Source organism: Streptomyces sp. CA-210063 (genome assembly GCF_024612015.1).
In the GTDB taxonomy this organism is placed as follows: domain Bacteria; phylum Actinomycetota; class Actinomycetes; order Streptomycetales; family Streptomycetaceae; genus Streptomyces.
Genome location: NZ_CP102512.1, coordinates 5,515,652 through 5,541,579, shown reverse-complemented (window position 1 = coordinate 5,541,579; position 25,928 = coordinate 5,515,652). Strand labels below are relative to the sequence as shown.

At 71.3% G+C, this 25,928-nt stretch carries 17 protein-coding genes and 2 tRNA genes; 8 read left to right on the top strand and 11 right to left on the bottom strand.

The window, feature by feature from the left end; all coding sequences use genetic code 11:
- Positions 1 to 64 precede the first annotated feature (64 nt).
- Positions 65 to 940, top strand: a complete 876-nt coding sequence (locus tag JIX56_RS24070; protein WP_257543448.1) for an RNA polymerase sigma factor SigF — start codon at positions 65 to 67, stop codon at positions 938 to 940.
- A gap of 523 nt (positions 941 to 1,463) precedes the next feature.
- Positions 1,464 to 2,384: an RNA polymerase sigma factor SigF gene (locus JIX56_RS24065; protein ID WP_257543447.1), complete on the top strand. Its 921-nt coding sequence runs from the start codon at positions 1,464 to 1,466 to the stop codon at positions 2,382 to 2,384.
- Positions 2,385 to 2,658: 274 nt separating this feature from the next.
- On the opposite strand, the gene JIX56_RS24060 is transcribed toward JIX56_RS24065, so the two are convergent.
- A complete protein-coding gene (locus tag JIX56_RS24060; protein ID WP_257543445.1) occupies positions 2,659 to 2,856 on the bottom strand; it encodes a hypothetical protein in 198 nt (65 codons plus the stop codon).
- A gap of 171 nt (positions 2,857 to 3,027) precedes the next feature.
- On the opposite strand from JIX56_RS24060, the gene JIX56_RS24055 reads away from it, so the two are divergent.
- The 4 genes from JIX56_RS24055 to JIX56_RS24040 all read left to right on the top strand — a co-directional run bounded on the left by JIX56_RS24055 (position 3,028) and on the right by JIX56_RS24040 (position 7,537).
- Positions 3,028 to 3,477: a MarR family winged helix-turn-helix transcriptional regulator gene (locus JIX56_RS24055; protein WP_257543443.1), complete on the top strand. Its 450-nt coding sequence runs from the start codon at positions 3,028 to 3,030 to the stop codon at positions 3,475 to 3,477.
- A 63-nt stretch (positions 3,478 to 3,540) separates the two neighbouring features.
- Positions 3,541 to 6,087, top strand: a complete 2,547-nt coding sequence (locus tag JIX56_RS24050; protein ID WP_257543441.1) for an MFS transporter — start codon at positions 3,541 to 3,543, stop codon at positions 6,085 to 6,087.
- A gap of 77 nt (positions 6,088 to 6,164) precedes the next feature.
- A complete protein-coding gene (locus JIX56_RS24045) occupies positions 6,165 to 7,007 on the top strand; it encodes a YceI family protein (RefSeq protein ID WP_257543439.1) in 843 nt (280 codons plus the stop codon).
- Between the two features lie 59 nt (positions 7,008 to 7,066).
- Positions 7,067 to 7,537, top strand: a complete 471-nt coding sequence (locus JIX56_RS24040) for a PPOX class F420-dependent oxidoreductase (protein WP_257543437.1) — start codon at positions 7,067 to 7,069, stop codon at positions 7,535 to 7,537.
- A 107-nt stretch (positions 7,538 to 7,644) separates the two neighbouring features.
- On the opposite strand, the gene JIX56_RS24035 is transcribed toward JIX56_RS24040, so the two are convergent.
- From JIX56_RS24035 to JIX56_RS23990, 10 genes are all read right to left on the bottom strand, one after another.
- Positions 7,645 to 8,406 carry a TetR/AcrR family transcriptional regulator gene (locus JIX56_RS24035; RefSeq protein WP_257543436.1) on the bottom strand — a complete coding sequence of 254 codons (762 nt, stop codon included), beginning with the start codon at positions 8,404 to 8,406 and terminating at the stop codon, positions 7,645 to 7,647.
- 183 nt (positions 8,407 to 8,589) lie between these two features.
- Positions 8,590 to 10,101 carry an MFS transporter gene (locus tag JIX56_RS24030; RefSeq protein ID WP_257543434.1) on the bottom strand — a complete coding sequence of 504 codons (1,512 nt, stop codon included), beginning with the start codon at positions 10,099 to 10,101 and terminating at the stop codon, positions 8,590 to 8,592.
- Between the two features lie 219 nt (positions 10,102 to 10,320).
- Positions 10,321 to 12,534 carry an ArnT family glycosyltransferase gene (locus JIX56_RS24025; protein WP_257543432.1) on the bottom strand — a complete coding sequence of 738 codons (2,214 nt, stop codon included), beginning with the start codon at positions 12,532 to 12,534 and terminating at the stop codon, positions 10,321 to 10,323.
- Positions 12,531 to 14,165, bottom strand: a complete 1,635-nt coding sequence (locus tag JIX56_RS24020; RefSeq protein WP_257543430.1) for a glycosyltransferase — start codon at positions 14,163 to 14,165, stop codon at positions 12,531 to 12,533. The genes JIX56_RS24025 and JIX56_RS24020 overlap by 4 nt, the downstream gene beginning before the upstream one ends.
- A 26-nt stretch (positions 14,166 to 14,191) precedes the next feature.
- A complete protein-coding gene (locus JIX56_RS24015) occupies positions 14,192 to 15,850 on the bottom strand; it encodes a sensor histidine kinase (protein ID WP_257543428.1) in 1,659 nt (552 codons plus the stop codon).
- The gene (locus JIX56_RS24010) at positions 15,847 to 16,587 is read right to left on the bottom strand and encodes a response regulator transcription factor (RefSeq protein ID WP_257543427.1); all 741 of its coding nucleotides are present in this window, start codon (positions 16,585 to 16,587) and stop codon (positions 15,847 to 15,849) included. The genes JIX56_RS24015 and JIX56_RS24010 overlap by 4 nt, the downstream gene beginning before the upstream one ends.
- A gap of 309 nt (positions 16,588 to 16,896) precedes the next feature.
- Positions 16,897 to 17,784: a DUF2797 domain-containing protein gene (locus JIX56_RS24005; RefSeq protein ID WP_257543426.1), complete on the bottom strand. Its 888-nt coding sequence runs from the start codon at positions 17,782 to 17,784 to the stop codon at positions 16,897 to 16,899.
- A 627-nt stretch (positions 17,785 to 18,411) separates the two neighbouring features.
- Positions 18,412 to 18,633, bottom strand: coding sequence for a hypothetical protein (locus JIX56_RS24000; protein ID WP_257543425.1), 222 nt, complete (start codon positions 18,631 to 18,633; stop codon positions 18,412 to 18,414).
- A gap of 85 nt (positions 18,634 to 18,718) precedes the next feature.
- Positions 18,719 to 18,791, bottom strand: a tRNA-Arg gene (locus tag JIX56_RS23995).
- A gap of 209 nt (positions 18,792 to 19,000) precedes the next feature.
- Positions 19,001 to 19,091 (bottom strand) — tRNA-Ser (locus JIX56_RS23990).
- Positions 19,092 to 19,302: 211 nt separating this feature from the next.
- On the opposite strand from JIX56_RS23990, the gene JIX56_RS23985 reads away from it, so the two are divergent.
- Both JIX56_RS23985 and JIX56_RS23980 read left to right on the top strand, forming a co-directional pair.
- Positions 19,303 to 19,854, top strand: coding sequence for a subtilase-type protease inhibitor (locus tag JIX56_RS23985; protein WP_257543423.1), 552 nt, complete (start codon positions 19,303 to 19,305; stop codon positions 19,852 to 19,854).
- Between the two features lie 349 nt (positions 19,855 to 20,203).
- On the top strand, positions 20,204 to 25,870 hold the full coding sequence (locus JIX56_RS23980; RefSeq protein ID WP_257543421.1) for a PAS domain-containing protein: 5,667 nt from the start codon (positions 20,204 to 20,206) through the stop codon (positions 25,868 to 25,870).
- Positions 25,871 to 25,928 lie beyond the last annotated feature (58 nt).

Sequence of the window (25,928 nt, the reverse complement as noted above, 5' to 3'; positions counted from 1 at the left end):
ATGCGGTGCTTGATCACAGTGCACATGTCTTGTGATGCTATGACCGCTTTTGACGGTTGAGTTGATGGATGAAGAGGTGGCGTTGACCGTGTCGGCCAGTACTGCGCCTCCCCAGGAAGACGTCCCGACTCCCGATCCCGCGCCGGCCCAGGTCACGGCCCCCGTCCCGGAGAAACGTCGCGGCGCCGACACCCGGGCGCTCACCCAGGTGCTCTTCGGTGAGCTGAAGCATCTGGTGCCGGGCACCCCCGAGCACAACCGTGTGCGCGGGGCGCTCATCGAGGCGAACCTGCCGCTCGTGCGCTACGCGGCCGCCCGCTTCCGCTCCCGCAACGAGCCCATGGAGGACGTGGTCCAGGTCGGCACCATCGGGCTGATCAACGCCATCGACCGGTTCGACCCGGACCGGGGCGTGCAGTTCCCGACCTTCGCGATGCCGACCGTCGTCGGCGAGATCAAGCGGTACTTCCGGGACAACGTCCGTACGGTCCACGTCCCGCGCCGGCTGCACGAGCTGTGGGTGCAGGTGAACGGCGCCACCGAGGACCTCACCACCGCCTTCGGGCGCACCCCCTCCACCGCCGAGATCGCCGAGCGGCTGCGCATCACCGAGGAGGAGGTCCTGTCCTGCATCGAGGCGGGACGCTCGTACCACGCGACCTCACTGGAGGCCGCCCAGGAGGGCGACGGAATGCCGGGGCTCCTCGACCGGCTCGGCTACGAGGATCCCGAGCTCGACGGCGTCGAACACCGCGACCTCGTACGGCATCTCCTCGTCCAACTCCCCGAACGCGAACAGCGGATCCTGCTGCTCCGGTACTACAGCAACCTCACGCAGTCGCAGATCAGCGCGGAGCTGGGGGTCTCCCAGATGCATGTGTCGCGGCTGCTGGCCCGGAGCTTCGCGCGGCTGCGGTCGGCCAACCGGATCGAGGCGTAGGCGCTCCGCTTGGGGGGCCGGGTGCCTATTCGCCTGCCGGGTCCTGTGGGTTTGCGGCTGCGGGTTGGTCGTGGCTGGTCGCGCAGTTCCCCGCGCCCCTTTGGGGCACTGCCCCAGCCCTCCTGGAATGAGTGACCGTCGGTAACCAAAAACCGCCGCACCATCACGGATGGACCATGGGGCACACGGGGCGCACAAAGGCAGGCGGGGCGCACAGAATCGGCCAGCGGGACGCGTGTGCAGGCCATGGGCGTAACCGAATGCGCTGTCGAGGTATCCCCGGGGAGAGCGAATCGCTCATCACCCCTCTTTGTGGCCGTTCTGGGCTGAAAGCCCATCAGACCTCCTGTTTCCAGGGCCTATTCACCCTCTCCATGTCGACATGTCACTACATCGTGTTGCCGACGTGTGACATTCTCTCCCCAGCGCGTTTGCCGTGGCCTCGCCGCCGGTATTCAGGTGGAGGCTGCGTTCCTTACGACGGAGCGTCCGCCGCGACCGTCCGCGACCCAAAGGGGGTGGCATGTCCGCAGACCAGGGCAGCTCGAAGGTGCTCACGCTCGACAAGAGCGAGACCGCGCCCGACGCTATCCAGGCCCCTCAGGACCTTCAGGCGCTTGAGGACCTTCCCGGTCCCCAGGCTCCTCCGGTGACTGACCTTCCGGCCTCGTCGGCCTCGGCGAACATCGACACCCGCACCCTGTCCCGCTCCCTGTTCCTGCGGCTGGCCGCACTCGACGAGAACAGCCCCGAGCGTGCCTATGTCCGGGACACCCTCATCGAGCTCAACCTCCCGCTGGTGCGTTACGCCGCCGCCCGTTTCCGGTCGCGCAACGAGCCGATGGAGGACATCGTCCAGGTCGGAACGATCGGCCTGATCAAGGCGATCGACCGCTTCGACTGCGAACGGGGCGTGGAGTTCCCGACGTTCGCGATGCCGACGGTCGTGGGCGAGATCAAGCGGTTCTTCCGCGACACCTCGTGGTCGGTCCGCGTTCCGCGCCGGCTCCAGGAGCTGCGCCTGGCCCTCACCAAGGCCAGCGACGAGCTGTCCCAGAAGCTCGACCGCTCCCCGACGGTCACCGAACTCGCCGCCGTACTGGGCGTGTCCGAGGAGGACGTCGTCGACGGCCTCGCGGTGGGCAACGCGTACACGGCGTCGTCGCTGGACTCCCCGGCCCCCGAGGACGACGGCGGCGAGGGCTCCCTCGCGGACCGCCTCGGCTACGAGGACACGGCGCTGGAGGGCGTGGAGTACCGCGAGTCCCTGAAGCCGCTGCTGGCCAAGCTCCCGCCCCGCGAGCGCCGGATCATCATGCTCCGCTTCTTCGCGAACATGACGCAGTCCCAGATCGGCGAGGAGGTCGGCATCTCCCAGATGCACGTCTCCCGCCTGCTCACCCGGACCCTGGCGCAGCTCCGCGAGGGCCTGATCTCCGACTGAGTCCCTCGGGACGCGTTGACACGTGACCGCCGGGCTGCCCTTGAGAGGGCACCCCGGCGGTTGTCGTGCATATAGGTAGGTACGTAACAGGTGGGTGGACGAGTGCGGGTCGTATGGGGTCGCTCGCGCAGTTCCCCGCGCCCCTAAAAGCGCCGGGTGCCACCCATGTCCTCAGGGGCGCGGGGAACTGCGCGACCAGCCACGAACAAACCGGCAGCCGCAAGATCACAAGAACCCGGCAGCCGAGTAGGCACCCCACAGCCGGGCCAAGCGCTTACACCAGCGCGAGCCACACCACGGCGGCCACCACAGCCACCGCCGCGATCACACCGACGATCACACCGACCCGCGGCCCCGATGGCGCCGCAGCCGTCTGCCGACCCCCCGCAGGCGTCTCGTCGACGAAGGCGCGGAACATCTGGGTGCTGCCCGCGGGGTCGTAGTTGCCCTGGGGGCCCTGGTTGTCAGCCATGGCCCGAGACCTTAGCGAATCGGGTATCCGGGGCCCAACCCCGCTTCCGCCCGCGTGACCTTCGGATCGTTCTCCTTTGCCAAGACTTGGGCCGTGAACGTCCGATTTCGTTTGCCTGTAGCAACCATCCAGTCCTATGGTTGCTCTAAGCAACAATAAGGGAGGGGCTTCATGGCCGGGCAGGCGCACTACGAGGAGCTGGCCCGTCAGCTCAGTGCCATCGGGGCCGTGAAGCGGGAGATCGGACGGATGCTGCCGTACGACTGCCCGGGCGGATCGGCGGGAGTCCTGACCCTGCTCGGTCGGCACGGCGACATGCGGATGAGCAGGCTCGCCGAGCTGCTCTCGGTGGACATGTCGGTGACCAGCCGTCATGTCGCGCATGTCGCCGAGCGGGGCTGGATCGAACGCCTCCCCGACCCGGCGGACAAACGCTCGCGCATCCTCCGTCTGACCCCCGAGGGCCGGGCCGTGGTCGCCGAGCTGTACCGGCGCAGCAGCCGGCTGATGGCCGAACGGCTGAGCGACTGGTCCGACGACGAGGTCGGACAGCTCGCCCGGCTCCTGGGCCGGCTGCGCGAGAGCTTCGACGCCACCGCGCCGCCCCGCACGCCCGTGTAGCGGGCCGCGAGCGACAGACCAGCAACCCGTACACCCGCAAAGAGCACAGGAGAAGGAAGCCCCATGGCAACAACCACACCGGCCGGTGTGCGGGCTCACGCCAAGCACGGAGGCGGCACCGCCAAGGGTGCCCCCCACAGCGGTGGCGACGACGCCCCGATGACGCACCGGCAGATCATGGAAGCGCTGACCGGGCTGCTGCTCGGCATGTTCGTGGCGATCCTGTCGTCGACGATCGTGTCGAACGCGCTGCCGGACATCATCAAGGACCTGGGCGGCGGGCAGAGCGCGTACACCTGGGTCGTGACCGCGTCGCTGCTCGCGATGACCGCGTCCACCCCGCTGTGGGGCAAGCTCGCCGACCTGTTCTCCAAGAAGCTGCTGATCCAGCTGGCCCTCGTCATCTTCGTGCTCGGGTCGGCCGCGGCCGGACTGTCCCAGAACGCCGGGACGCTGATCGCCTTCCGCGCCGTCCAGGGCATCGGCATGGGCGGGCTCTCCTCGCTGGCGCAGATCATCCTCGCGGCGATGATCTCCCCGCGCGAGCGCGGCCGGTACAACGGCTACCTCGGCGCCACCTTCGCGACCGCCATGGTCGGCGGCCCGCTGGTCGGCGGTGTCATCACCGACACCGACTGGCTCGGCTGGCGCTGGTGCTTCTACGTCGGCGTGCCCTTCGCGATCGTCGCCCTGATCGTGCTCCAGCGGACCCTGCACCTGCCGGTCGTCCGGCGCAAGGTCAAGGTCGACTGGGCGGGCGCGCTCCTCATCACCGCCGCGGTCTGCCTGCTGCTGATCTGGGTGACGTTCGCCGGTGACAAGTACGACTGGGTGTCCTGGCAGACGTACGCGATGGTCGGCGGCACGCTCGCGCTGCTCGCGGTCTTCGTGCTGGTCGAGGCGAAGGCGAGCGAGCCGATCATGCCGCTGCGGCTGTTCCGCAACCGGACGATCGCGCTCGCCTCGCTGGCCTCGCTCTTCGTCGGTGTCGCGATGTTCGCGGGCACCATCTTCTTCAGCCAGTACTTCCAGCTGGCCCGCGACAAGTCCCCGACCATGTCCGGCGTCCTGACCATCCCGATGATCGCCGGCCTGTTCGTCTCGTCGACCGTCTCCGGACAGGTCATCACCCGCACCGGCCGCTGGAAGGCCTGGCTGCTCGCCGGCGGTGTGCTGGTGACCTCGGGCCTCGCACTGCTGGGCACGCTGCGCCACGACACCGAGTACTGGCACGTGGCGATCTTCATGGCCCTGCTCGGCCTCGGCGTCGGCATGATGATGCAGAACCTGGTGCTGTGCACGCAGAACCAGGTGGCCCCGAGCGATCTGGGCGCCGCCAGCTCGGTCGTCACCTTCTTCCGCTCCCTCGGCGGCGCGATCGGCGTCTCCGCGCTGGGCGCGGTCCTGAGCCACCGGATCACCAACTATGTGGAGGAGGGCATGGCCGAGCTGGGCGTGTCCGGCTCCTCCACGGGCCACGGCGAGATCCCCGACCTGGACGCGCTGCCCGCGCCGGTCCGCACGGTCATCGAGAGCGCCTACGGCCACGGCATCGGAGACGTCTTCCTCTACGCCGCCCCCTTCGCCGCCCTCGCGCTCGTCTTCTCCCTCTTCATCAAGGAAGTGCCGCTGAAGACCAACGGGGCGCTCGCCCCGGCGGCCGAGACCAAGGCGACGGGGACCGACGGGGAGAGGGACGTGCCGGACGCGTCGCCGGCTCCGGCCATGGCCATGGCCGCGGTGACCGCCGCTTCCGCCGAGACGCAGGCTTCGGCCGAGACGCGGTCTTCGGCCGCCGCCCCGGGATCGGGCGACGGCAGCGGAAGCGGTGACGGTGGCGATGGCGGTGGCGGGATTCCCGTACGGGGTCACGTCCGCGGCGCCGAGAGCGCGCCCGTGCCCCGGGCCGCCGTCACCCTGATCTCGCTCGGCGGGCGGCAGCTCGGCCGTTCGGTCGCGGGGGCCGACGGGGCCTACGCGGTGGACGCGCCCGGCGCCGGGTCGTATGTGCTGATCGCGGCCGCCGACGGGTTCCAGCCGCAGGCGTCCACGGTGGTCGTGAACGGCGAGCCGGTCGCGTACGACATCCTGCTGAGCGGTACGAGCGGGCTGAGCGGTGTGGTGCGGGCCGCCGGGGCCGGGGAGCCCGTGAAGGACGCCATGGTCGTGGTCACCGATGTGCGCGGAGACGTGCTGGCCGGCGGGATCACCGGTGAGCAGGGCGAGTTCGGCTTCGGCGAGCTGGTGCCGGGTGGGGTCACCGTCGCGGTGAACGCCCCCGGGTACCGCCCGCGTGCCCTGCCCGTCGAGGTCGGCGGCACCGGCGTCACCCGGATCGAGGTCGACCTGGAGGCCGGGGCCCGGCTCCAGGGGGTCGTACGGGCGCCGGGCGGGCCCTTGGCCGACGCCCGCGTGACCCTCGTCGACGCGGCGGGCAACGTGGTCGGCACGGCCACCACCGGCGCGGACGGGGCGTACGCCTTCAGCGACCTGGACGGCGGGGAGTACACGGTGATCGCCACCGGGTACCCGCCGGTGGCCACGGCCCTGACGGTCGCCGGCCCCGGCGTCGATGGCCACGACATCGAACTCGCCCACCCCGGCGAGTAGTTCGAGTAGATGAACCACCGGCCGGTGGAGCCACCCCCGCTCCACCGGCCGGTCGCATGCTGAGGAGTGGGACCGACATGGGACTGACCGGACTGACCGCGAGGATCCGCACCCGGGACGGATGGGCCGTGTCGCACGCGGTCGTCACGGTGACCGACATGACCGGTACGCAGCTGCTGCGGGCCGAGGCGGACGCCGAAGGGGGCGTGCACGACCCCACGGCGCTCGCGCCCGGCGCGTACACCGTGATCGTCACGGCGGTCGGATACGCGCCGTTCGCCGCGGGCGCCCTGGTGACGGCGAGCGGTCGGGCGGAGATCGGGACGGTCACCCTGTCCCGGCTCGGCGGCGCGGAACTGCCCCCGCCCGGGCACTGGACCATCGACCCCGCCCACTCCTCCGTCGCCGCCATGGCCCAGCACCTCGGCATCTCCAGCGTCCATGGCCGTTTCACCGACTTCTCGGGATCGATCGAGATCGCCCCGAGCCCGGACGAGGGGACCAAGTCCCGGGTGGAGGCGGTGATCCGGGCCGCCTCGATCGACACGGGGAACGCGATGCGGGACCAGCATCTACGGTCCCCGGACTTCCTGGACGTCGAACGGCACCCCGAGCTCACCTACGTCTCGACAGGCCTGTCCCCCGCCGGCCCCGACCGCTGGACCGTCCACGGCGAGCTGGGCATGCACGGGGTCGTACGGCCGGTCGACCTGGACCTCGCCTACCTCGGCACCGGCGCCGACCCCTGGGGCGGCACGCGAGCCGCCTTCCGGGCCACCACCGAACTCCGCCGCGAGGACTTCGCCATGAACTACAACCAGGTGGTGCGGGCGGGCATCGCGGCGATCGGTACGACGCTGAGGGTGGAGCTGGACATCCAGGCGGTCCAGGGCGAGACGCTGCCGCAGGCGCAGGCATAGCTCCAGGTACGCATGACAGGGTCAGGCTCGCGGGGCGGTGAGGGCCTAGGCTGCGCCTCATGGCACGGAACATCGCGACCAACACGACCGTCTCCCTCGAAGACCTGCTCGACTTCGTACGCCCCCGGCACCGGGCGCTCCTGCTCACCCGACGAGCCGACGGCAGCCCTCAGGCCTCCCCCCTGACCTGCGGCGTCGACGACGCGGGCCGCATCGTCGTCTCCACCTATCCCGAGCGCGCCAAGACCCGGAACGCCAGGCGGGACGAGCGCGTGAGCGTCGTCGTCCTCAGCGACGACTGGGACGGCCCCTGGGTCCAGATCGACGGCACGGCGGAGGTCATCGACTCCCCCGACTCGGTCGAGCCGCTGGTGGAGTACTTCCGGAACATCTCCGGCGAACACCCGGACTGGGACGAATACCGGGCGGCGATGATCAAGCAGGGCAAGTCGATCATCCGGATCACGCCGGTGAAGTGGGGTCCCGTGGCCACGGGCGGTTTCCCGGCACGGCTGGTGGCCGGGGAGTAAGGGGTCCGCGGCTGGTGGCCGGGGAGTAAGGGGTCCACGGCTGGTGGCCGGGGAGTCGGGGCTCCGCGGCTGGTGGCCGGGGAGTCGGGGCTGGTGTCCGGGGGCGGTCAGCCCCGTTCCGCCATCACCTCGATGCCGGCGACGAGGGTCTCCAGGGCGTAGGCGAAGTCCCGTTCGCGCATCTCCTCGACGGTGTCGCCGCCGCGGGCCTCCATGAGGTCCGCGGACTGCTGGACGACCTCGTGGTACTCGGGGCTGTCGGACACCGCGCTCATGGCATGCCGGAAGTACTCCTCCTGGGTCATCCCGGCGGTGGCGCAGCGCTGCACGAAGTGGCCCTCGATGGTGCCGAAGCCGTACACGAACTGGAAGACCGCCGAGATGGCACCGGCCTGGCCGCGCGTGGGCAGACCGGTGCGGCGGATCACGCGCTGCACGGCGAGCGAGAAGTCCAGCGAGTGCGGGCCGATGTTGAGGAAGGTGCCGGCGAGGGGCGACACCCAGGGGTGGCGGACCAGCACCGCCCGGTACTGCCCGGCCAGCGTGCGCAGCTGGTCCCGCCAGTCCTCGTCGGACTCCTCCGGGGGCAGCCGCATCTCGCCGAACGCCCGGTCCAGGGCCAGTTCCAGCAGGTCGTCCTTGGTGTCCACGTACCAGTAGACCGACATCGCCGTCACGTTCAGCTCGGCGGCCAGCCGGCGCATCGAGAACTTGGCCAGCCCCTCCGCGTCCAGCAGCCGCACGGCCGTCTCCGTGATCCGCTCCCGGTCCAGCCCCGACGGCTGCCCGCCCCGCCCCGCCCGCGCCTCACCCTCCAGCCAGACACTGGCCCGCGCGACGCCTTCGCCCCGCCCGGCAACCCTCACCATGACGCACCTTCCGAGATGTGATGCTGACGTTCCTTCACTGGTGACGATGCTAGGCGGGTGGCGGCGGTGAATGCGCGGCGCATGCGCCACCTGGGGGCGCGCGCAGCGCGCTTCCAGGGGCGCGGGGAACTGCGCGATCAGCCACGACGTACTCGCAGTCGCACACTCACCTCACCAACCGAGTCAGTGGGCGACCACCAACTCCGCATCCCCCTTCTCCGCCCTGCGCAGCAACCCCGCCGCCACCAACCCCCCAAGCAACACAGCCACCGCCCCCACCAGCAAACTCGTCTCCACCCCGGAGGAGAACGCGGACATCACCTCCGCCTTCTCCGCCGCCGTATCCGCCACCGCCAGCGCCGCGGGCAACGACGCCGCCGCCACGGAAACCAGCGCCGCGAACCGGGAGTTGAGCACCGCCCCCAACACGGCCACCCCCAACCCCGTCCCGAACTCCGCGAGCGTGCCGTTGATCCCGGCCCCCACCCCCGCCTTCGCGGGCGGAATCGCGCTCATGATCGCGTGCGCCATCGCCGGGTTGGCGATCGCGCAGCCCACCCCGATCAGCACCAGCCCGAGCAGGGTCCCGGTGTAACCGCCGGAGGCCATCGTCGCGATGGAGACCAGACCGCCGGACATCAGCACCATGCCCAGCGCGATCGACACCGGCATCCCGAGCCTGGCCGTCCACTTCGCCGACAGCCCGGAGAAGTTGAGCGCGACGACGACCAGGGCGAGGGGCGCGGTCCGCAGCCCCGCCTCCAACGCGTCGTAGCCGAGCACGAACTGCAGATGCTGGGTCAGCAGGAAGAGCGCGCCGCCCATGCCGAAGGTGATGAGGACCGCTCCGGCGACGGCGCCGGTGAACCGCCGGTCGCGGAAGAAGTGCGGGTCCAGCATGGGGTACGGGACACGGCTCTCCCAGTACGCGAAGGCCGCGAGGACGACCACGGCGACGGCGGCCGTGGCCAGTACCTGACCGGACGTCCAGCCGTGCTCGGGGCCCGAGATGATCGCGTAGACGAGGGCGGTCATGCCTATGGTCGACAGCAGCGCGCCCAGCAGGTCCGGCCGGTCGCCCTGCGGGTTCTTCGACTCGGGGACCAGGGCGATCACCGCCACCAGGCCCAGCGCGGCGACCGGCAGGTTGATCAGGAAGATCGCGCCCCACCAGAAGTGGCCCAGCATGAAACCGCCGAGGAGGGGACCGGCCGCGAAGCCGAGGGCGTTGACCGCGCTCCAGATGCCGATCGCCTTCGGCTGCTCCTCGGGCGCGAAGATCTGCATGGCCACGGCGAGAGTCGTGGTGAGCAGCAGCGCACCGCCGACGCCCATCCCCGCCCGTGCGGCGATCAACTGCCCGGTGGACTGGGCGAGTCCGGCCACCAGCGAGCCGATACCGAACAGCACCAGGCCCGCGATCAGCAGCTTCTTACGGCCGTAGCGGTCGGCCGCGCTGCCCGCGGTGAGCAGCAGACCCGACTGCACCAGCGAGTACGCGTTGATCATCCACTGGATGTCCGACGTGGTCGCCCCCAGCTCCTCGGTGAGGGAGGGGATCGCCACGTTCAGCACGGTGTTGTCCAGCAGCACGGTGAGCTGGGCGAGACAGATGACCCCGAGGATCAGCCAGCGCTGGGGGTGGCCCTGGGCTATGGCGCCAGGAGACTCGGTCGGGGTGGCGGGGGTCGGCATGTTGTACACCGTAGAACAGCTCCTATACGGCGTACAAAATGATGTCCGGCGGCGCACAAATCGGCATACAAATCGGCGTGTGGCATCGGTACGCATCGTTACGCATTGGTACGCATTGGTACGCATTGGTACGCATTGGTACGCATTGGCGTACGAAAAGGGCGGTGGCCCGGGGGTTCGTCCGCACCCCGGGCCACCGCCCCGCTCACCGGCCGACCGTCAGCTGTCGCTCTTCGGCTGCGTCAGGTCGTAGAACGTCGTGCCGTCGACCGTCACCGACTCGAAGTTCTCCTGGACCCAGGAGGTGATCTGCGAGGAGGTGCCATCGCTGCTGCCGCCCATGCCGCCGCCGGAGCCGCTGGAGATGAAGTAGTGGATCTCGCCGCCCTCCACGTACTTCTTGAACTCCGCGAGGGTCGGGGACGGGTCGGTGCCGTTGAAGCCACCGATCGCCATGACCGGGTCGCCGGTGGAGAGCTGGTAGCTCGCCGCGTTCTGGGCGCCGATGGCGGCGGCCGCCCAGGTGTAGTCCGACACGTTCTTCTCCAGCAGTTCCTTGGCCTCGTCGCTGACGGAGGTGCCGTTGATCAGGCCGCCCATACCGCCACCACCACCACGACCGTCGCCCATACCACCGCCGCCGGGGCCGGTCTGGGTCTGGCCGGTGCCCTGGCCCTGCTGGTTGCTCTGGCCGCCGCCGGTCGGGGGCTGGCCCATCTGGCCGTTGCCGGTCTGACCGTTGCCGTTCTGGCCGCCCTGCTGGTTGTTCTGGCCCGGCATACCGCCGCCACCGGGACCGCGGCCCATGCCGCCACCGCCGCCGGGGCCGCCGCCCATGCCACCACCGGTGGACGGACCAGCCGTCACGATCGAACCGGTGTGCCCCTCGTTGAGGGTGGTGAGGGTGTACGCCGTCGGGCCGGCGACCGCCGTGACGAAGCTGAGGCCGACGACCGCGAGGGCCAGCTGCCGGCTGAGCCTGCCGACGAAGACCAGGCCGAGCGCGGCGACCAGACCGCCGACGAGCACGACCCACTTGAGCCAGGGCAGGTAGTCGGAGGAGCGGTTGAGGAGGACGTAACCCCAGACCGCGGTGGCCGTCATGGCCCCCGCCATCGTGATCGTCGCCCAGAACTTGGTCCGCCGGTCCCACAGGAGCGCGGCACCCATACCGATCAGCGGTGCGATGTAGGGGGCGAGGGCCACGGTGTAGTACTCGTGGAAGATGCCCTGCATGAAGCTGAAGACCACCATGGTGATCAGCAGCGAGCCGCCCCAGAGGAGGAAGGCCGCGCGGGTGGCGTCGGTGCGCTTGAGCTTTCGCGTGGCCCAGATCGCGGCGCCCAGCAGGATCAGCGCGGCCGGGATCAGCCAGGAGATCTGGCCGCCGATGGAGGAGCCGAACATCCGGTCCCAGCCGGTCTCGCCCCAGTTGCCGCCGCCACCGCCACCGCCACCGACGCTGCCGGTCTCCTCGCCGTTGAGGCGGCCGAGACCGTTGTAGCCGAAGGTCAGTTCAAGGAAGGAGTTGTTCTGCGAGCCGCCGATGTACGGGCGGGAGGACGCGGGCCACAGCTCGACGATCGCGACCCACCAGCCACCGGCGACGACCATCGCGAGCCCGGCGAGCAGCACCTGACTGACCCGCTTCTTCACCGAGGCCGGTGCGCAGAAGACGTACACCAGTGCGAGGACCGGCAGGATCAGGAAGGCCTGCAGGGTCTTGACGAGGAAGGCGAGGCCGATGGCGACACCCGCCCAGACCAGCCACTTCGTCTGTGCCTTCTCCATCGCGCGGAGCGTGCAGTGGACCGCGGCGGCCATCAGCAGCGCGAGGGCCGCGTCCGGGTTGTTGAAGCGGAACATCAGCGCGGCGACGGGCGTGAGCGCGAAGACCGCCATGGTGATGAAGCCGGCCGTGGCGTTGAAGCGACGGCGTACGGCCGCCCACAGCACCCCGGCGGTGGCGACGGCCATCAGGACCTGCGGGAACAGGATCGCGAAGGAGTTGAGGCCGAAGAGCCGCACCGAGAGCGCCATCGGCCACAGCGAGGCCGGGGGCTTGTCGACGGTGATGGCGTTGGCGGAGTCCAGCGAGCCGAAGAAGAAGGCCTTCCAGGACTGGCTGCCCGCCTGTACGGCCGCCGAGTAGAAGGAGTTGGCGTAGCCGGAGGCCGTGAGGTTCCAGGTGTAGAGGCCGCCGATCAGCAGCAGCGTGAGGAGGAAACCGGGGCGTATCCAGCGGTGGTCCTCCGGGCGGCCTCTCCACAGCCGCTTCGCGAAGGGCTGCCTGGGATCACCGGCGTCGGGGGCCGTAGGCGCGTCGGGCGCTTCCGGAACCACCACTTCCTGCACGGTTGTTGTCGCCTCGGGCGGTCCCCAGGAGGGCTCCGCACCCCCCGGCCCGCTCGTTGTCTCGAACTGCGTGGTCATCGTGCGTTCCTCGAATCCTGATCGTGCGGGCGCACCGGCCGCATCTGCGTGGTCGCGTCCCCCCGCGTGCGGTCCGCGGCTTCACCGGCGCGGAACTGGGTCGTGGTGTACGGGGCGTTCGTGTACGGGGCGTTCGTGTACGGGGCGTTCGTGTACGGGGCGTTCGTGTACGGGGCGTTCGTGTACGGGGCTTGGGGCGCCGTCGCGTACTCGGCGCGGTGGTTCTGGGGCGCCGCCGGGCGCTGGGCCATCGGCCGGGCCATCGGCTGGACACGGTCCTGGTGGCCGTAGGGCCCGGGTTGTCCCGGGCGCACCGCTGCGGACGTCGCGTACGTGGGCGCGGCCGGGTGGTGCGTGGTGACGACGGTCGAGGCCGCGGAGGCGCTCCCGTCGCCGCGGTCCGGGAACACCCACGCCCGGAAGAGCAGGAACCGCAGCACCGTCGCCGCGAGGTTGGCGGCGATGAGGACCGCCAGTTCCGTGGAGTGCGCGGGGTCGGAGGTCGCCGCGTTGAGGGCGGCCAGCGAGCCGCTGGTGAGGGCCAGGCCGATGCCGAACACCACCAGGCCCTGGACCTGGTGCTTGACGACACCGCTCCGGCCGCGGACGCCGAAGGTCAGGCGCCGGTTGGCCGCCGTGTTGGCGATCGCCGAGACCAGCAGGGCGAGCGCGTTGGCGATCTGCGACCCCGAGAACGTCCGGAAGCCGCTGTAGAGGAGCAGGTAGAAGAGAGTGGAGAGGCCGCCGACGACGCAGAAGCCGAGGAGTTGGCGGGCGAGGCCGCGCGGCACGTCCTGGATCTCGCGGTCGCGGGGGTCGTCCCCGAACGGCCGGGCGAGCCGGTCCAGTGCGAGGGACCCGGTGGCCAGCGCCTTCCCCACCCGCCAGACGCCCTTGAGGTCGTCGGTGGCGGTCTTCACGATGTGGACGGTGGAGTCCGGGTCGTCGACCCAGTCCACCGGCACTTCATGAATCCTGAGCCCGGCCCGCTCCGCGAGCACCAGCATCTCGGTGTCGAAGAACCACCCGGTGTCCTCGACGAGCGGCAGCAGCACCTGGGCCACGTCCCGGCGTATCGCCTTGAACCCGCACTGCGCGTCCGAGAAGCGGGCCTGGAGCGAGCCACGCAGGATCAGGTTGTACGCGCGGCTGACGAACTCCCGCTTGGGGCCGCGCACCACCCGCGAGGAGCGGGCGAGCCGGGAGCCGATCGCGAGGTCCGAATGGCCGGAGATCAGCGGGGCCACCAGCGGCAGCAGGGCGTTCAGATCGGTGGACAGGTCCACGTCCATGTAGGCGAGGACCGGCGCGTCGGACACGGACCACACGGTCCGCAGGGCCCGTCCGCGCCCCTTCTGTTCGAGCCGGAAAGACGTGACCTCGGGGAGCTCCGCCTCCAGCCGCGCGGCCACCTGGGGGGTGGTGTCCGTGGACGCGTTGTCCGCGATCGTGATGCGGAAGGCGTACGGGAAGGTGCGCGCGAGATGCTCGTGCAGTCTGAGGACGCACGGCTGGAGGTCCTTCTCCTCGTTGTAGACGGGGATCACTACGTCCAGGACAGGCGTACCGGCGTTTCCGGCCGGGAGGTGCTCCCGCGCCGGCAGGGTGCCGGGAGAAGAGTCGGTTCGCATGACAAGTACATTCGCGAGCCGCTCTGTTATGCCCGTGTGCTCACACTGTGCTGTGACTGTGAGTCCGGTTGCCAGTGTGTTGCGTCGGTCGCATCGAGCTCGCCGTCGTAGTGCACGTCGTCGAGCTGCCAGTTCGCCGCGTCGTCGTACAGCGGCACATCCCGTCCGAGGGCGGGCAGATGCACCGTGAACACGGTCCTGCCGGGCACGCTGTCGACCGTCACGGCACCGCCGTGCGCGTCGGCCACGGCCTGCACGATGGCGAGCCCGAGCCCGGTCGAGCCGGAGGCCCGGGAGCGCGAGGAGTCACCCCGCGCGAACCGTTCGAACACATGCGGCAGCAGGTCCTCCGGAATGCCCTGTCCGTCGTCCTCGACATCGACGCACAACCACGGCCCACGCCGCTGGACGCGTGCGGTGACGGTCGTCCCGGGTGGGGTGTGGGTACGCGCGTTCGCCAGGAGGTTGACGAGCACCTGCTGAAGTCGTGCGGCGTCGGCCGACACGAGCGCGGGTACGTCCGGCAGGTCGAGCCGCCAGTTGTGGCTCCGCCCGGAGACACGCGCGTCGCTGACGGTGTCCACGACGAGCGGGATGAGGTCGGTCTGCTCGAACTGGAGCGGTCGTCCCGCGTCGAGCCGCGCGAGCAGCAGCAGATCCTCGACGAGCATGGTCATACGCCCGGACTCGGACTCGATCCGGCCGAGCGCGTGCCGCGTGTCGGGCCCGATCTCCTCTCTGCCGCGCCTGGTCAGCTCGGCGTAGCCACGGATGGACGCGAGGGGTGTCCGCAGCTCATGGCTGGCGTCCGCCACGAACTGCCGTACGCGCGTCTCGCTCTCCTGCCGCGAGTGCAGGGCGCCGTGGATGTGGTCGAGCATCCGGTTGAGGGCGGCACCGACCTGGCCGACCTCGGTGTGCGGGTCGGTCTCGGACGCCGGCACCCGCTCGTTGAGGGTCACTTCGCCGGTGTGCAGCGGCAGTTCGGAGACACGGGTCGCCGTGGAGGCCACCTTGCGCAGCGGGCGCAGGGCCACGCCGACGAGGACGGAGCCGGCGATACCGGCGGCGATGAGACCGGCGCCGGTGACGCTGAGCTCGACGGCGATGAGAGTGTTGAGGGTGTCCGTGACGGTCTGGGTGGGGAGGGCGACGTAGAAGTTGCCCCTGTTGCCCTCGATGTACGTGACCCGGTACTCGCCGAGGCCGGGGATCTCCACGGTGTGGACGCCGGTCTTCGACACCTTGCCGAGAGCGGTCATCTGCTCGTCGTCGAGGGCGTTGGTGACCATGCCCTCGAAGCCCTCACTGTCGGAGGTCTTCTCCTTGGCGACCACGGCGTCGGTGATCCCCCCGGCGCTGCTCACCTGGGCGACGACGGTGTTCTCCTCGGTACCGCCCTTGTTGATGAACCCGTACGGCCCGTCCGGCGGGGGCTGGCCGCCGCCGCCCCCGAACTTCTTCGGGCCCCCGGAGGCGCGCATGGCGACCTCCGTCACCTGATCGTTGAGCTGGTCGTTCAGGCGCTCGCTCAACGCGACCGTGGTCACCGTCCCGATGACCGCACACACCACCGCGACCAACGCCACCACGGAGACGACGAGCCGCGTACGCAGCGTGCGCGGCTGTCGTCCTCGCCTCAGCTTCGGCTGCTTCTGCGTACGGGTCCGTCGTCGTCCGCTCATGACGCGGCGGGCTTGATCAGATAACCGGCCCCACGCCGGGTGTGGATCATCGGCTCGCGCCCCGCGTCGATCTTCCGCCGCAGATACGAGATGTACAGCTCGACCACGTTGGCCTGGCCGCCGAAGTCGTACGACCACACACGGTCGAGTATCTGGGCCTTGCTGAGCACGCGCCGCGGGTTCCGCATGAGGAAGCGGAGCAGTTCGAACTCGGTGGCGGTGAGGTGGATGTTGTCCCCGCCGCGCGACACCTCGTGGCTGTCCTCGTCGAGCATGAGGTCGCCGACGACGAGCACGGAGTCGGAGCGGCGGTCGGCGGCGCCGGAGCGGCGGATGAGCCCGCGCAGCCGGGCCACGACCTCTTCGAGGCTGAACGGCTTGGTGACGTAGTCGTCACCGCCGGCGGTGAGCCCGGCGATCCGGTCCTCGACCGCGTCCTTCGCGGTGAGAAAGAGCACAGGCACGTCCGGCAGCTCGCGCCGCAGCCGCCCGAGGACGGTCAGCCCGTCCATGTCGGGCAGCATCATGTCGAGTACGACGGCGTCGGGCCGGAAGTCCCGGGCGGTCTGGATGGCACCCGTGCCGTCCCCCGCACTCCGGATCTGCCATCCCTCGTAGCGCAGGGCCATGGACAGCAGTTCGGTGATCGACAGCTCGTCGTCCACCACAAGCACGCGGACGGGGCTCCCGTCCGGCCTCAGCAGTTCGGTGCGCCCCTGGGGCGAGGTCGTGGTCATGCTGGACACCTTGTCGGGGCCCCCTGAGAACACCCTTTCCGGAACCTGTGATTTTTCTGAGAAACGCACAGGCGCCTCTCAGGCAACCCTTGGGAAGATCCCCGACTTCTCGGACAGCAAATCCGCCGACCAGCGCCTTTCTGATCTTTCCCACGGCATTCGTTGGGCCCGCTCACCGCGAACGCACAGTTCCACGGCCGCAGGAAGCGCTTCGTACGGCCATGATCTGACCCCGCCTTTACGCAAGCACCGTCATGCTTCGCGCTCTCCACTCTCCGCGCTCCCCTCTCCCCCTCACAGAGCCGCGTCTCAGAACAGCCCGTCCTGCACGCCCCCGTCCCCTCGGCTCTTCAACTCCCGTACGGGCACGGTGACTACGTCACGGGCTCGCTCACCGACGGGAGCGGTCAGCTCCCACCCGGTCATGAGGCGCGTATCGAGAACGAGGACTCCCCGCCCGGTGGCCAGATGCAGATCGGGCCCGGCGGCGGCTAGCACCTCACCGCCCACGACCCCACCCGCGACCAGCTCACTCACCACCCCGTCGGCGGCCGGCAACCCGTCCAGCCCGAACACCCCGAAGTGATCGACCGCCCGGAACGGCACCGGCTCCAGCGACTCGGGCCACCCATGGAGCCCCAGGGCTCGCCCGTGCAGCGCCGCCAGCTCCCCGACGCGTTCCTCGACGGCGGGCAGGCCGGCCCTCACGATCCTCTTCTCGGCGTACGGAATCCGGTCCGGCACCTTGAGCGCGGCCCGCAGCACCTCCTCCGCCCGCCGCGCGGCCATCAGCGGCCCCCGCCCGAGCCACCCGAAGCAGACCGCCCCCTGCTCCAGCAGCCGCGCCGACCCCCGCTCGACCGCGGTGATCCCGACCTTCACCATCCCGGGCCCGAACCACGCGAGATACACGTGATACGGCCGCGGATCATCGGCGATCGTGTCGGCTGCCACGGAATGCGCCCGATCGAGTCGCGCACACTCCTCGCACCGGGCCCCGGTACTCCGCCCCGGCACTCCCGCCCGCACCGGACACGCGTTCCCCCGGGCGCCGACGCAGGTCCGCCGCCCGGCACCGACCACCTCGAACGCCACCACCTTCCCCCGGGGCAGAGCGCTCCTCCGCCCGCCTTCCCAACCCAGCAGCGGCCCGTCCCCACTCCACCGCAGCCCCGTACATCTCCACGCGTGTGCCATCTCTCACGACATTAGAGGGCACCACTGACAACGGCCGTGCCCGGCGATGACGCCGTTCCCCGGACACCATGGACCGACGCACCGCCATGAACACACCGAGGGCCCCGGATCTCTCCGGGGCCCTCGGCCCACTTCTCCGTCGCTGTGCGCGCTTTCCAAGTCTGTCGGCGGGGCGGCGGGCGTCCCGGGGGAGGGGACGTAAACCGTGGCGGGCCTTGCCGTGCGGGACTGTGCTGATGTCTCGGGCCTACGGACCACGAAGCACCTCGTGGTGACCGTCGTAGACGCTCCAGCGGATGTCTGGTGCCGGCACGGCCCTGCCGGCGGTTGCTCGCGCGCCGTCCCGTGAGGGTGCGGCCGCGCTGTCACGTGCCGGAGCTAGCCGGCCTTGCGTCGAGTCATGCTCATGTCCGGGATGAACGCCGTCTCGTCCTCGGTCGGGAAGAACTCGACCTCCCCGAAGTCCGGGGCCTGGAAGGGGTTCATCGTCGGGGGCGGCGATGCCGCAGTGGCATGGCGGGGCGCCCCTTCCGGAGCGGAGAACAGCGAGGTCGGTTCGATGAGAGGTCTCCCATTCGGTACAGGGCCGTCGAGGCACCTGGCGTGCCGTGACCGGGCACAGCGGTTCTACAGCTTGCTCATCTTGGTGTACGGACTCAGGATCCGCTGCTGCGCCGACCCGAAGTCGACGAGCGCCGCGATCCCGTCCTCGATGCCGATCACCCGGCCGAGGCCGTACATGTCGTGTGTGACCTGGTCGCCCACAGCGAACTGCTTGGGAGGCGGTGCCACCGGGGCCTTGAAGGGACTGGTAGGCAAATAGCGCTTCTGTGCACCTGGCTTTGTCATTGTGACCAGTATGCGCCTCGCGGGGGCCCTTGCGGCCAGTACTTACGCCGAGGGCCCCGGATCACTCCGGGGCCCTCGGTCTGTGTGCACTCGGCAGGATTCGAACCTGCAACCTTCTGATCCGTAGTCAGATGCTCTATCCGTTAAGCTACGAGTGCTTGTGTTGTTTTCCTGCCGGTCCTGGTCCTTTCGGCCCGCTCGCGGCGACAGGAAGAACATTACATGACTGCCGTCGCCATGTGAAATCCGTTTGCCATACCCCTTGTGACCTGGGGAAACGGCCTGTGGGGCCCTGCGAAGCAGGGGTCGCGACGACTCGGAACGACGAAGCCCCGGTCGGGTGGACCGGGGCTTCGGTGATCAAGCGCGGAGGCGGAGGGATTTGAACCCTCGATGGGATTGAAGTCCCAAACCGCATTAGCAGTGCGGCGCCATAGACCGGACTAGGCGACGCCTCCAGCACAACCGCCCGCGCGAGCGCGAGTGGTGCGTGCAGATGATGACACAGCCGAGTGGGCTGTCACCAATCGCCTCCCACGGTACTAGGCGGAGAGGCCGCAGGGCAAAGCCGTATGGCACGTGGGGAGGGGGTCTGGGGAGGTCGGGGCGGGGTGGACACGGGGCACGGCGGCGCCGCAACCGTGGGGCCGGCGTGGCGTTAGTCAGGTCATGTCGCAGAGCCCTCCCACCCTTGTTCCCGCCTCCCCTGTTCCCGCCTCCCCTCGTCAGGCCGTCGCGGCGGAGAGGACTCCGGCCGTCCTGGGCCGGCTGTTCCTCGGTGCCGCCGCCTCGCTCGCCGCGGCCGCCGCCGGCACGCTCTCGCCGGTGGCGCCGGCCGCGTACGCCGCCGAGGCGTTGTCGCGTACCGCGCTGCCCACACCCGCCTTCGGTCCCGGCGACCGGCTGACCGTCACGGTGCGGGAGGCGGGAGGCGGGGCGGACGGGACGTTCGAGTTGCGGTGCCATCCGGACGGGGGCAGCCACCCGGACGTGCGGGAGGCGTGCGGCCGGCTCGACCGACGGACGACGTGGGGGAAGGATCCGTTCGCCCCGGTCCGGCCCGGCACCCTGTGCACGATGCAGTACGGAGGACCCGCCACCGCGTATGTCACCGGGACCTGGGCCGGGCGCCGCGTCGACGCCCGCTTCGGCCGGGGCAACGGCTGCGAGATCGCCCGCTGGGACGCGCTGGTGCCCGTACTGCCCGACCTCCGCGTATAGGCGACGCGGCTGCGGCTGCGGACGGGAAAGGGGAACGGGACCGCGGCCTCGGCCTCGACGATGGAAACGAGCCACACGACGAGCACGACGGCTGACCCCCTCGGCGCCCGCCCACAGTCCGTACGTATGTGCCGCGAGAGGGGCCGTCCGGCAAAACACACGGTCACGGCATCCCCGTTCGCACAGTCACGGCATCTCCGTATGTTCGGTGTGCGACCTCCCTCTCATCCGGCGTCGCGAGCGCAACCTCTGCCCGTAGACTCCCTCGCGTGACACGTTGCGGGCCGGTTGGCAAGATGGCCATGGCCCCCGCGGTCGGCAAGGTGCGGTAACAGGGAGGAAGCGTCTCGTGAGCAGCAGGCCATCCCGAGGCGCTGCTCGCCTCGCAGCCATACTGGACGCGCTGCCCGACGCGTTGGTGCTGGTCAACGCCAATGGGACCGTCGTCAACGCCAACACGATCGCGCTGGAGGCCTTCGAGGCCCCGGGGACGGCTCTCGTGGGGCGCGGGCTGCTCGATCTGCTGCCGGAGTTCGACTCCCGGCTCATCCCCGGATCCATGCGGCGGCCCGCCACCATGGACCCGGCGGGGCGGACCAAACCGACCCGCATGATCGCCCGCCGGACCGACGGCAGCGAGTTCCCGGTCGAGGTAACAAGCGCGAATCTGGAGAACGGCCAGCAGGCGTACGACGGTTACGGCTCCGCCAATGACGAGCTGCTCATGCTGGTCGTACGGGATCTTTCGGGCACCGTCGACACCGAGGCCGAACTCGCGCGTTCGCAACGGCAGACCGAGATGATCCTGCGGGCCGCGTCCGAGGGCGTGGTCGGGACCGATACGGACGGGCGGATCGTCCTCGTCAATCCGGCCGCCGCTCAGATACTGGGTTATCGGGCCAGTGACCTCGGAGGACGTGAGCTGCACACGCTGGTGCTGCACTCGCGCGAGGACGGCGCTCCCTTCCCGTACACCGAGTCGCCGCTCGCGGACACCTTGCGGTCCGGACGCAAGCACCGGGTGCGCGGGCAGGTGCTGTGGTCGAAGAACGGCGAGAAGGTGTCGGTCGATCTGACGACCGCGCCGGTGCGCGACGGGGACCAGCTCGTCGGGGCCGTGATGACGTTCACCGACCGGCGGCCGTACGACAGGCTCGCCGAGGAGAAGGACTCCGAGGCCGAGGCCCACGCGGAGGAGTTGGAGCGGCTCACCAAGGAGCACGCGGAGGAACTCGAGAGTGTGCGGGAGAAGCACACCGCCGAGCTGGCCGAGCTGAGCGAACAGCAAGCCGAGGAACTCGCCGCCGGGGACGAGCGGTACGCGGCGCTCGGGGAGCGCGAGAAGGACCGTTACGAGGCGCTGGCCGCGCGGCACGAGCAGTTGCTCGCCGTGCTGGGCACCTCGCTGCGCGGCCCGCTCGACCAACTCCGCGCCGAACTGGGCACGCTCGCCGCCGACGACGCCGGGCAGCTGTGGCCCGAGGCCAACCAGGTGCTCCACCATCTGACCGCCGGGTACTCGCGGATCACGACGCTCATCGACAACGTGCTCGGCTATCAGCGGATCGACGCGGGCGAGGACGTTCTCGACCGCAGGGCCGTCATGCTCGACGCGGTCGTCGCGGCCGGTGTCGACGGGGCCGTGGAGCTGGTCGGGCCGGGGCGGGTGCAGTTCGCCGTGCACGCGCCGCCCATCGAGGCCGAGGTGGACCAGACGCGGCTCGCGACCGCGCTCGCGCACCTCGTCGCGGATGTCGCCGGTGTCGACGCGACGGGCAACGCGCCCCTGTCCGGCGGCGGCTACATGGACAACACCGTCGTCGTGGCGGCCGCGCAGCGCGGGGAGGTCGTGCGCATCGAGGTGCGCGGGCCGTACGCCGGGGGAGACCCGGTGCACCAGCCGATCGTCCAGGGGATCGTGCGGGCGCACGGCGGTGTGCTCCAGACGGTCGAGGTGCCGGGGATGAGCGGCAGCGCCTATGTGCTGGAGGTGCCGCTGGGCGGCGGTGCCGGGGCGGTGCCCGCCCAGGCGCTTCCCGCCGCGGTTGTCGAGACCGAGCCTGACTCCGGGGCTGGTTCCGGGTCTGTGGCGACCGGTGCCGAGGTCTCCCTCCCCGAGCAGGCCGGCGGTGGTGGCGGGCGCCGACGTGCGCGGCGGTCGTCGGTGGACGCGTTCCTGGACAGCGAGGACGCTCCCGAGGATCGTGAGGCGGAGACCGCCGTCGCGCCCACCGGGCGGCGCAGGCGACGGGCGGCGGACGCGGCGGGCGAGGTCCCGGCCGCTGCCGGTGAGGGTCCCGTGCCCGCGCAGGTCGCCGAGGGCGAGGGCTCCGGGGGTGGCGGGCAACAGCGTGGACAAGCCGCCTCGGCCGACGCCGCCGGTGAGTCCGTGGCCGCCGAGGGTGCGGTCGTCACGGCGGCCGAGCATGCGGCGGGTGCCGCTGCCGCCGCCACCGGGCTGGGCGGGACGGTGCCGCCGCAGGGCGTGCCCGCGCCCAGCGGGCGCCGCGCGCGCCGGGAGCCCGGACAGAACGCGTTGCCGCCGGCGCTCCCCGCCGGGCCGAGCCCCGCCGACGCCGCTTCCGGCGAGGCGGGCGGCGCCCAACAGCCCACCGGGCGCCGTCGTCGCGCCCTCGCCGGCCCTGAGGAGCGTGCCGCCGCACCCGAACCGGGCGCGCGAGCCGTCTTCGCACTGCCACCGGCCGAGGCCGACCGGGGACCCGAGTACGGGCAGTCGGCCGGGCTCGGGCCGGTGCCCGTGCCCCCGGGGCCGGGCGCGCCCATGCCGATGCCCATGCCCATGCCCATGCCGATGCCCGCTGGAACTGCCGCGCCTGCGCAGGGCGGGGAGGACGGGTACGAGGGTGAGGGCGGCCAGGGTGTGGCTGCTGCGGCTGGGGGGATGGGGGCCGCCGGTGGTGGGGCGGTTTCTGCCGGAGGGGCGGTTCCTGCCGGAGGGCCAGTGCCCGCCCAGGGGGCTGCGCCCGCCCAGGGGGCTGCGCCTGCTGGAGTGCCCGCGCTCGCCGGAGGAGCTGTGCCGGGCGGAGGAGCTGTGCCGGGCGGAGGGCTTGTGCCGGCCGGTGGTGTCGGGCAGCAGGTAGGCCAAGGCGCCGGGGCGGCGGGCGTCGTTGCCGGGCCGGGGGGCGTTAACCCGCAGGGACACGTTGCCGGGCCTGGAGTCGTCGCCGGGCCGGGTGGCGGTCAGGCGCACGGTGGGGGCCAAGTCCCCGGTGCCGGTCAGGCGCACGGTGCGGGTCAGGTCGCCGGTGCCGGTCAGGCGCACGGTGCGGGCCAAATCCCCGGCGCCGGTCAAGCGCACGGTGCGGGTCAGGTCGCCGGAGCCGGTCAAGCACCCGGCGCGGGCCAAATCCCCGGCGCCGGTCAAGCGCACGGTGCGGGTCAGGTCGCCGGAGCCGGTCAAGCACCCGGCGCGGGCCAAATCCCCGGCGCCGCTCATGCTCCCGGTGCGGGTCAGATCGCCAGTGGCGGTCAGGCGCCCGCTGCCGGTCAAGCCCCTGTCGCGGGCCAAGTCCCCGGACCCGGCCAAGTCCCCGGACCCGGTCAGGCCCCCGGTGTCGATCAGGCGCCCAGTGCGGGCCAAGTCCCCGGTGCAGGCCAAATCCCCGGCCCCGCTCAGGCCCCCGGTGCGGGACAGGTCGCCAGTGCGGGCCAAGTCCCCGCCGCGGGCCAAATCCCCGGCGCCGCTCAGGCGCCCAGTGCGGGCCAAATCCCCGCCGCAGGCCAGCTTCCGGGTGCCCCGGCCGGTGGTGTCGACGACGGTCGGCATGACGCCGCGCCGCACAATCCGGCTGACGACCACACACCGCCGCAGCCGCACCCGGTGCCCACGCCGACGGGTCGCCGCCGGGCGGTACGGCAGCCCGCGCCTCAGCAGGGTGACGGCGTCGCCACCGTGGCGCCCGGGCAGGGGGTTCCTGCCCAGGGCGTTCCCCCGCAGGGAGGACCGGGTCAGGCGGTGCCCGCGCAGGGCGTACCGGTGGGCGCCGCGCAGCCCGTGCCCGCCCAGGGTGTTGTTCCGGGTGGCCCGCAGCCGACGCGGGCAGCTCCCGGCCAGCCCGTTCCGGGTGCGGTCACCGCCGCACAGCCCGTTGCTCCGCAGGGAGTTCCGGGGGCCGCCGGGCAAGCCCACCCTGGGCAGGCCGCCCCCGGACAAGTGGTCGCACGCCAGGCCGCCGCTGGACAGGCAGTCGCCGCACAGGGCGCCGTACCGCCCCAGGCGGTCCCCGGTGGTCCGCAACCGGTGCCCGCCCCGGCCGGAGCCCTCGGCCGGTCCGTCACCGTGTCGGGAGTTCAGGGCGTTCAGGGCGTACAAGAGGTGCAGGGCGGCCCGGCCGTGCAAGGCGGCCCCCAGCCCGTGCCCGCCCAAGGTGTGCCCGGTGCCCCGCAGGCCGTCCCCGCTCAGGGCACGGTCGGCTCTCCCCAACCGCAGCCTCAGCCCCAGTCCTGGCCGGACGCCCACCAGGGGACTTCCGGCGCCGGCATCCCCGTAGCCGCTCCGCAGGCGGCGCTGCCCCCGCAGTCCACCCCTTCCTCGGGCACTCCCCTGCCGCCGGAGGTCGCCGTACAGCAGCAGCCGCGCGCCGCGCAGCCGTTGCCCGCCGAAGCCTCGGCCCCGGCTACGCCCGCGACTCCGGCCGCCTCCGCCACCCCCTCAGCACCCGCTCCCGCTCCCACCCCCTTCGACCCCAACTCGACCCAGGGACGGGCGATCAGCGTGCGGACGCTCGGCCAGGGCGTACCGTTCGCCCGCCACGGCGGCCCTCAGGCACAAGCCCAGGCCCAGGCCCAGGCGCAGGCCCAGGCGCAGCCTCAGACCGGAGGCACTCCCGCGCCGAACCAGCCCGGTGGGTCCGGCAGACGTCGCAAGCTCGGGACGCGGCCCCAGCCGACGGCCGACCGCCCGGAGTCGGGCGCGCGCCCGCACCCGCAGTCCACCCCGTCCAACGGCACCGGCGTAGGCACCGGCCAGACCCCGCCCCCCGCCCAGGCGGCCCAACCGCAGCAGACGGCGGCTCAGGCGCCGCAGCCCTCCCTGGCCGGACAGGTTCCGCTGCCCCAGCAGCCCTCACTCGCCGGGCAGGTCCCGCTCCCGCCGCAGCAGCCCTCACTCGCCGGGCAGTCGCGGCTGACGGGTCGTACGGAGGGTGCCGGGCGGTCGTACGCCATAGGGGCCCCCGACGAGAACGCGGACGAAGGGCCGGAGCCGCTGGACGGTCCCGGGGGCGCGGTGGAGGTGCCCGACCAGCCGCATCCGCAGCCGATGGACGACGAGTTGCCGCCGGAGCCGCTGGACAACCCGCGCCGGCTGCTGGTGTGGCCCGCGCCGGACGTGTCGACCCACCAGGCGCTGAGCGACCGCGGCTACCGGCCCGTCATCGTGAACTCCCGCGAGGACGTCGACGCCCAGATCGCCGCCTACCCGGCCGCCCTGTTCGTCGACCCGCTGACCGGGCCCATCACCCGTACGGCACTCCAGTCGCTGCGTCAGGCCGCCGTGGCTGCCGAGGTGCCTGTCCTCGTGACGGCGGGGCTCGGCCAGGCGACACGGGAGGCGGCGTACGGGGCCGACCCGGCCATCCTGCTGAAGGCGCTCGCGCCGCGCGACTCCGAGCAGCATCCGCCGCGTGTCCTGCTCATCGAGGAGCACGCGGAGATCGCGCTCGCCCTGACCGCGACGCTGGAACGGCGTGGCATGCAGGTCGCGCGAGCCGCGTCCGACGCGGACGCCGTCACGCTGGCCGCGCAGATGCGGCCGAACCTCGTGGTGATGGATCTGCTCCAGGTGCACCGCCGCCAGGCCGGAATCATCGACTGGCTGCGGACGAACGGCCAGTTGAACCGCACCCCGCTCGTCGTCTACACCGCCGCCGTCGACCCGTCCGAACTCCCGCGCCTGGCCTCGGGGGAGACGGTCCTCTTCCTCGCGGAGCGCTCGACGAGCCCCGAGGTGCAGACCCGGATCGTGGACCTGCTGTCACGAGTAGGTACGAACTGAGTCAGGTACGAACTGAGTCAGGTATGAACTGAGTCAGGTAGGAACTGAGTCCTCGTGT

Excerpts from the sequence above, each read along its gene's own strand:
- JIX56_RS24070 (WP_257543448.1), top strand. The coding sequence starts at position 65 with ATGGATGAAGAGGTGGCGTTGACCGTGTCGGCCAGTACTGCGCCTCCC.
- JIX56_RS24065 (WP_257543447.1), top strand. The coding sequence starts at position 1,464 with ATGTCCGCAGACCAGGGCAGCTCGAAGGTGCTCACGCTCGACAAGAGC.
- JIX56_RS24060 (WP_257543445.1), bottom strand. The coding sequence starts at position 2,856 with ATGGCTGACAACCAGGGCCCCCAGGGCAACTACGACCCCGCGGGCAGC.
- JIX56_RS24055 (WP_257543443.1), top strand. The coding sequence starts at position 3,028 with ATGGCCGGGCAGGCGCACTACGAGGAGCTGGCCCGTCAGCTCAGTGCC.
- JIX56_RS24050 (WP_257543441.1), top strand. The coding sequence starts at position 3,541 with ATGGCAACAACCACACCGGCCGGTGTGCGGGCTCACGCCAAGCACGGA.
- JIX56_RS24045 (WP_257543439.1), top strand. The coding sequence starts at position 6,165 with ATGGGACTGACCGGACTGACCGCGAGGATCCGCACCCGGGACGGATGG.
- JIX56_RS24040 (WP_257543437.1), top strand. The coding sequence starts at position 7,067 with ATGGCACGGAACATCGCGACCAACACGACCGTCTCCCTCGAAGACCTG.
- JIX56_RS24035 (WP_257543436.1), bottom strand. The coding sequence starts at position 8,406 with ATGGTGAGGGTTGCCGGGCGGGGCGAAGGCGTCGCGCGGGCCAGTGTC.
- JIX56_RS24030 (WP_257543434.1), bottom strand. The coding sequence starts at position 10,101 with ATGCCGACCCCCGCCACCCCGACCGAGTCTCCTGGCGCCATAGCCCAG.
- JIX56_RS24025 (WP_257543432.1), bottom strand. The coding sequence starts at position 12,534 with ATGACCACGCAGTTCGAGACAACGAGCGGGCCGGGGGGTGCGGAGCCC.
- JIX56_RS24020 (WP_257543430.1), bottom strand. The coding sequence starts at position 14,165 with ATGCGAACCGACTCTTCTCCCGGCACCCTGCCGGCGCGGGAGCACCTC.
- JIX56_RS24015 (WP_257543428.1), bottom strand. The coding sequence starts at position 15,850 with ATGAGCGGACGACGACGGACCCGTACGCAGAAGCAGCCGAAGCTGAGG.
- JIX56_RS24010 (WP_257543427.1), bottom strand. The coding sequence starts at position 16,587 with ATGACCACGACCTCGCCCCAGGGGCGCACCGAACTGCTGAGGCCGGAC.
- JIX56_RS24005 (WP_257543426.1), bottom strand. The coding sequence starts at position 17,784 with ATGGCACACGCGTGGAGATGTACGGGGCTGCGGTGGAGTGGGGACGGG.
- JIX56_RS24000 (WP_257543425.1), bottom strand. The coding sequence starts at position 18,633 with ATGACAAAGCCAGGTGCACAGAAGCGCTATTTGCCTACCAGTCCCTTC.
- JIX56_RS23985 (WP_257543423.1), top strand. The coding sequence starts at position 19,303 with ATGTCGCAGAGCCCTCCCACCCTTGTTCCCGCCTCCCCTGTTCCCGCC.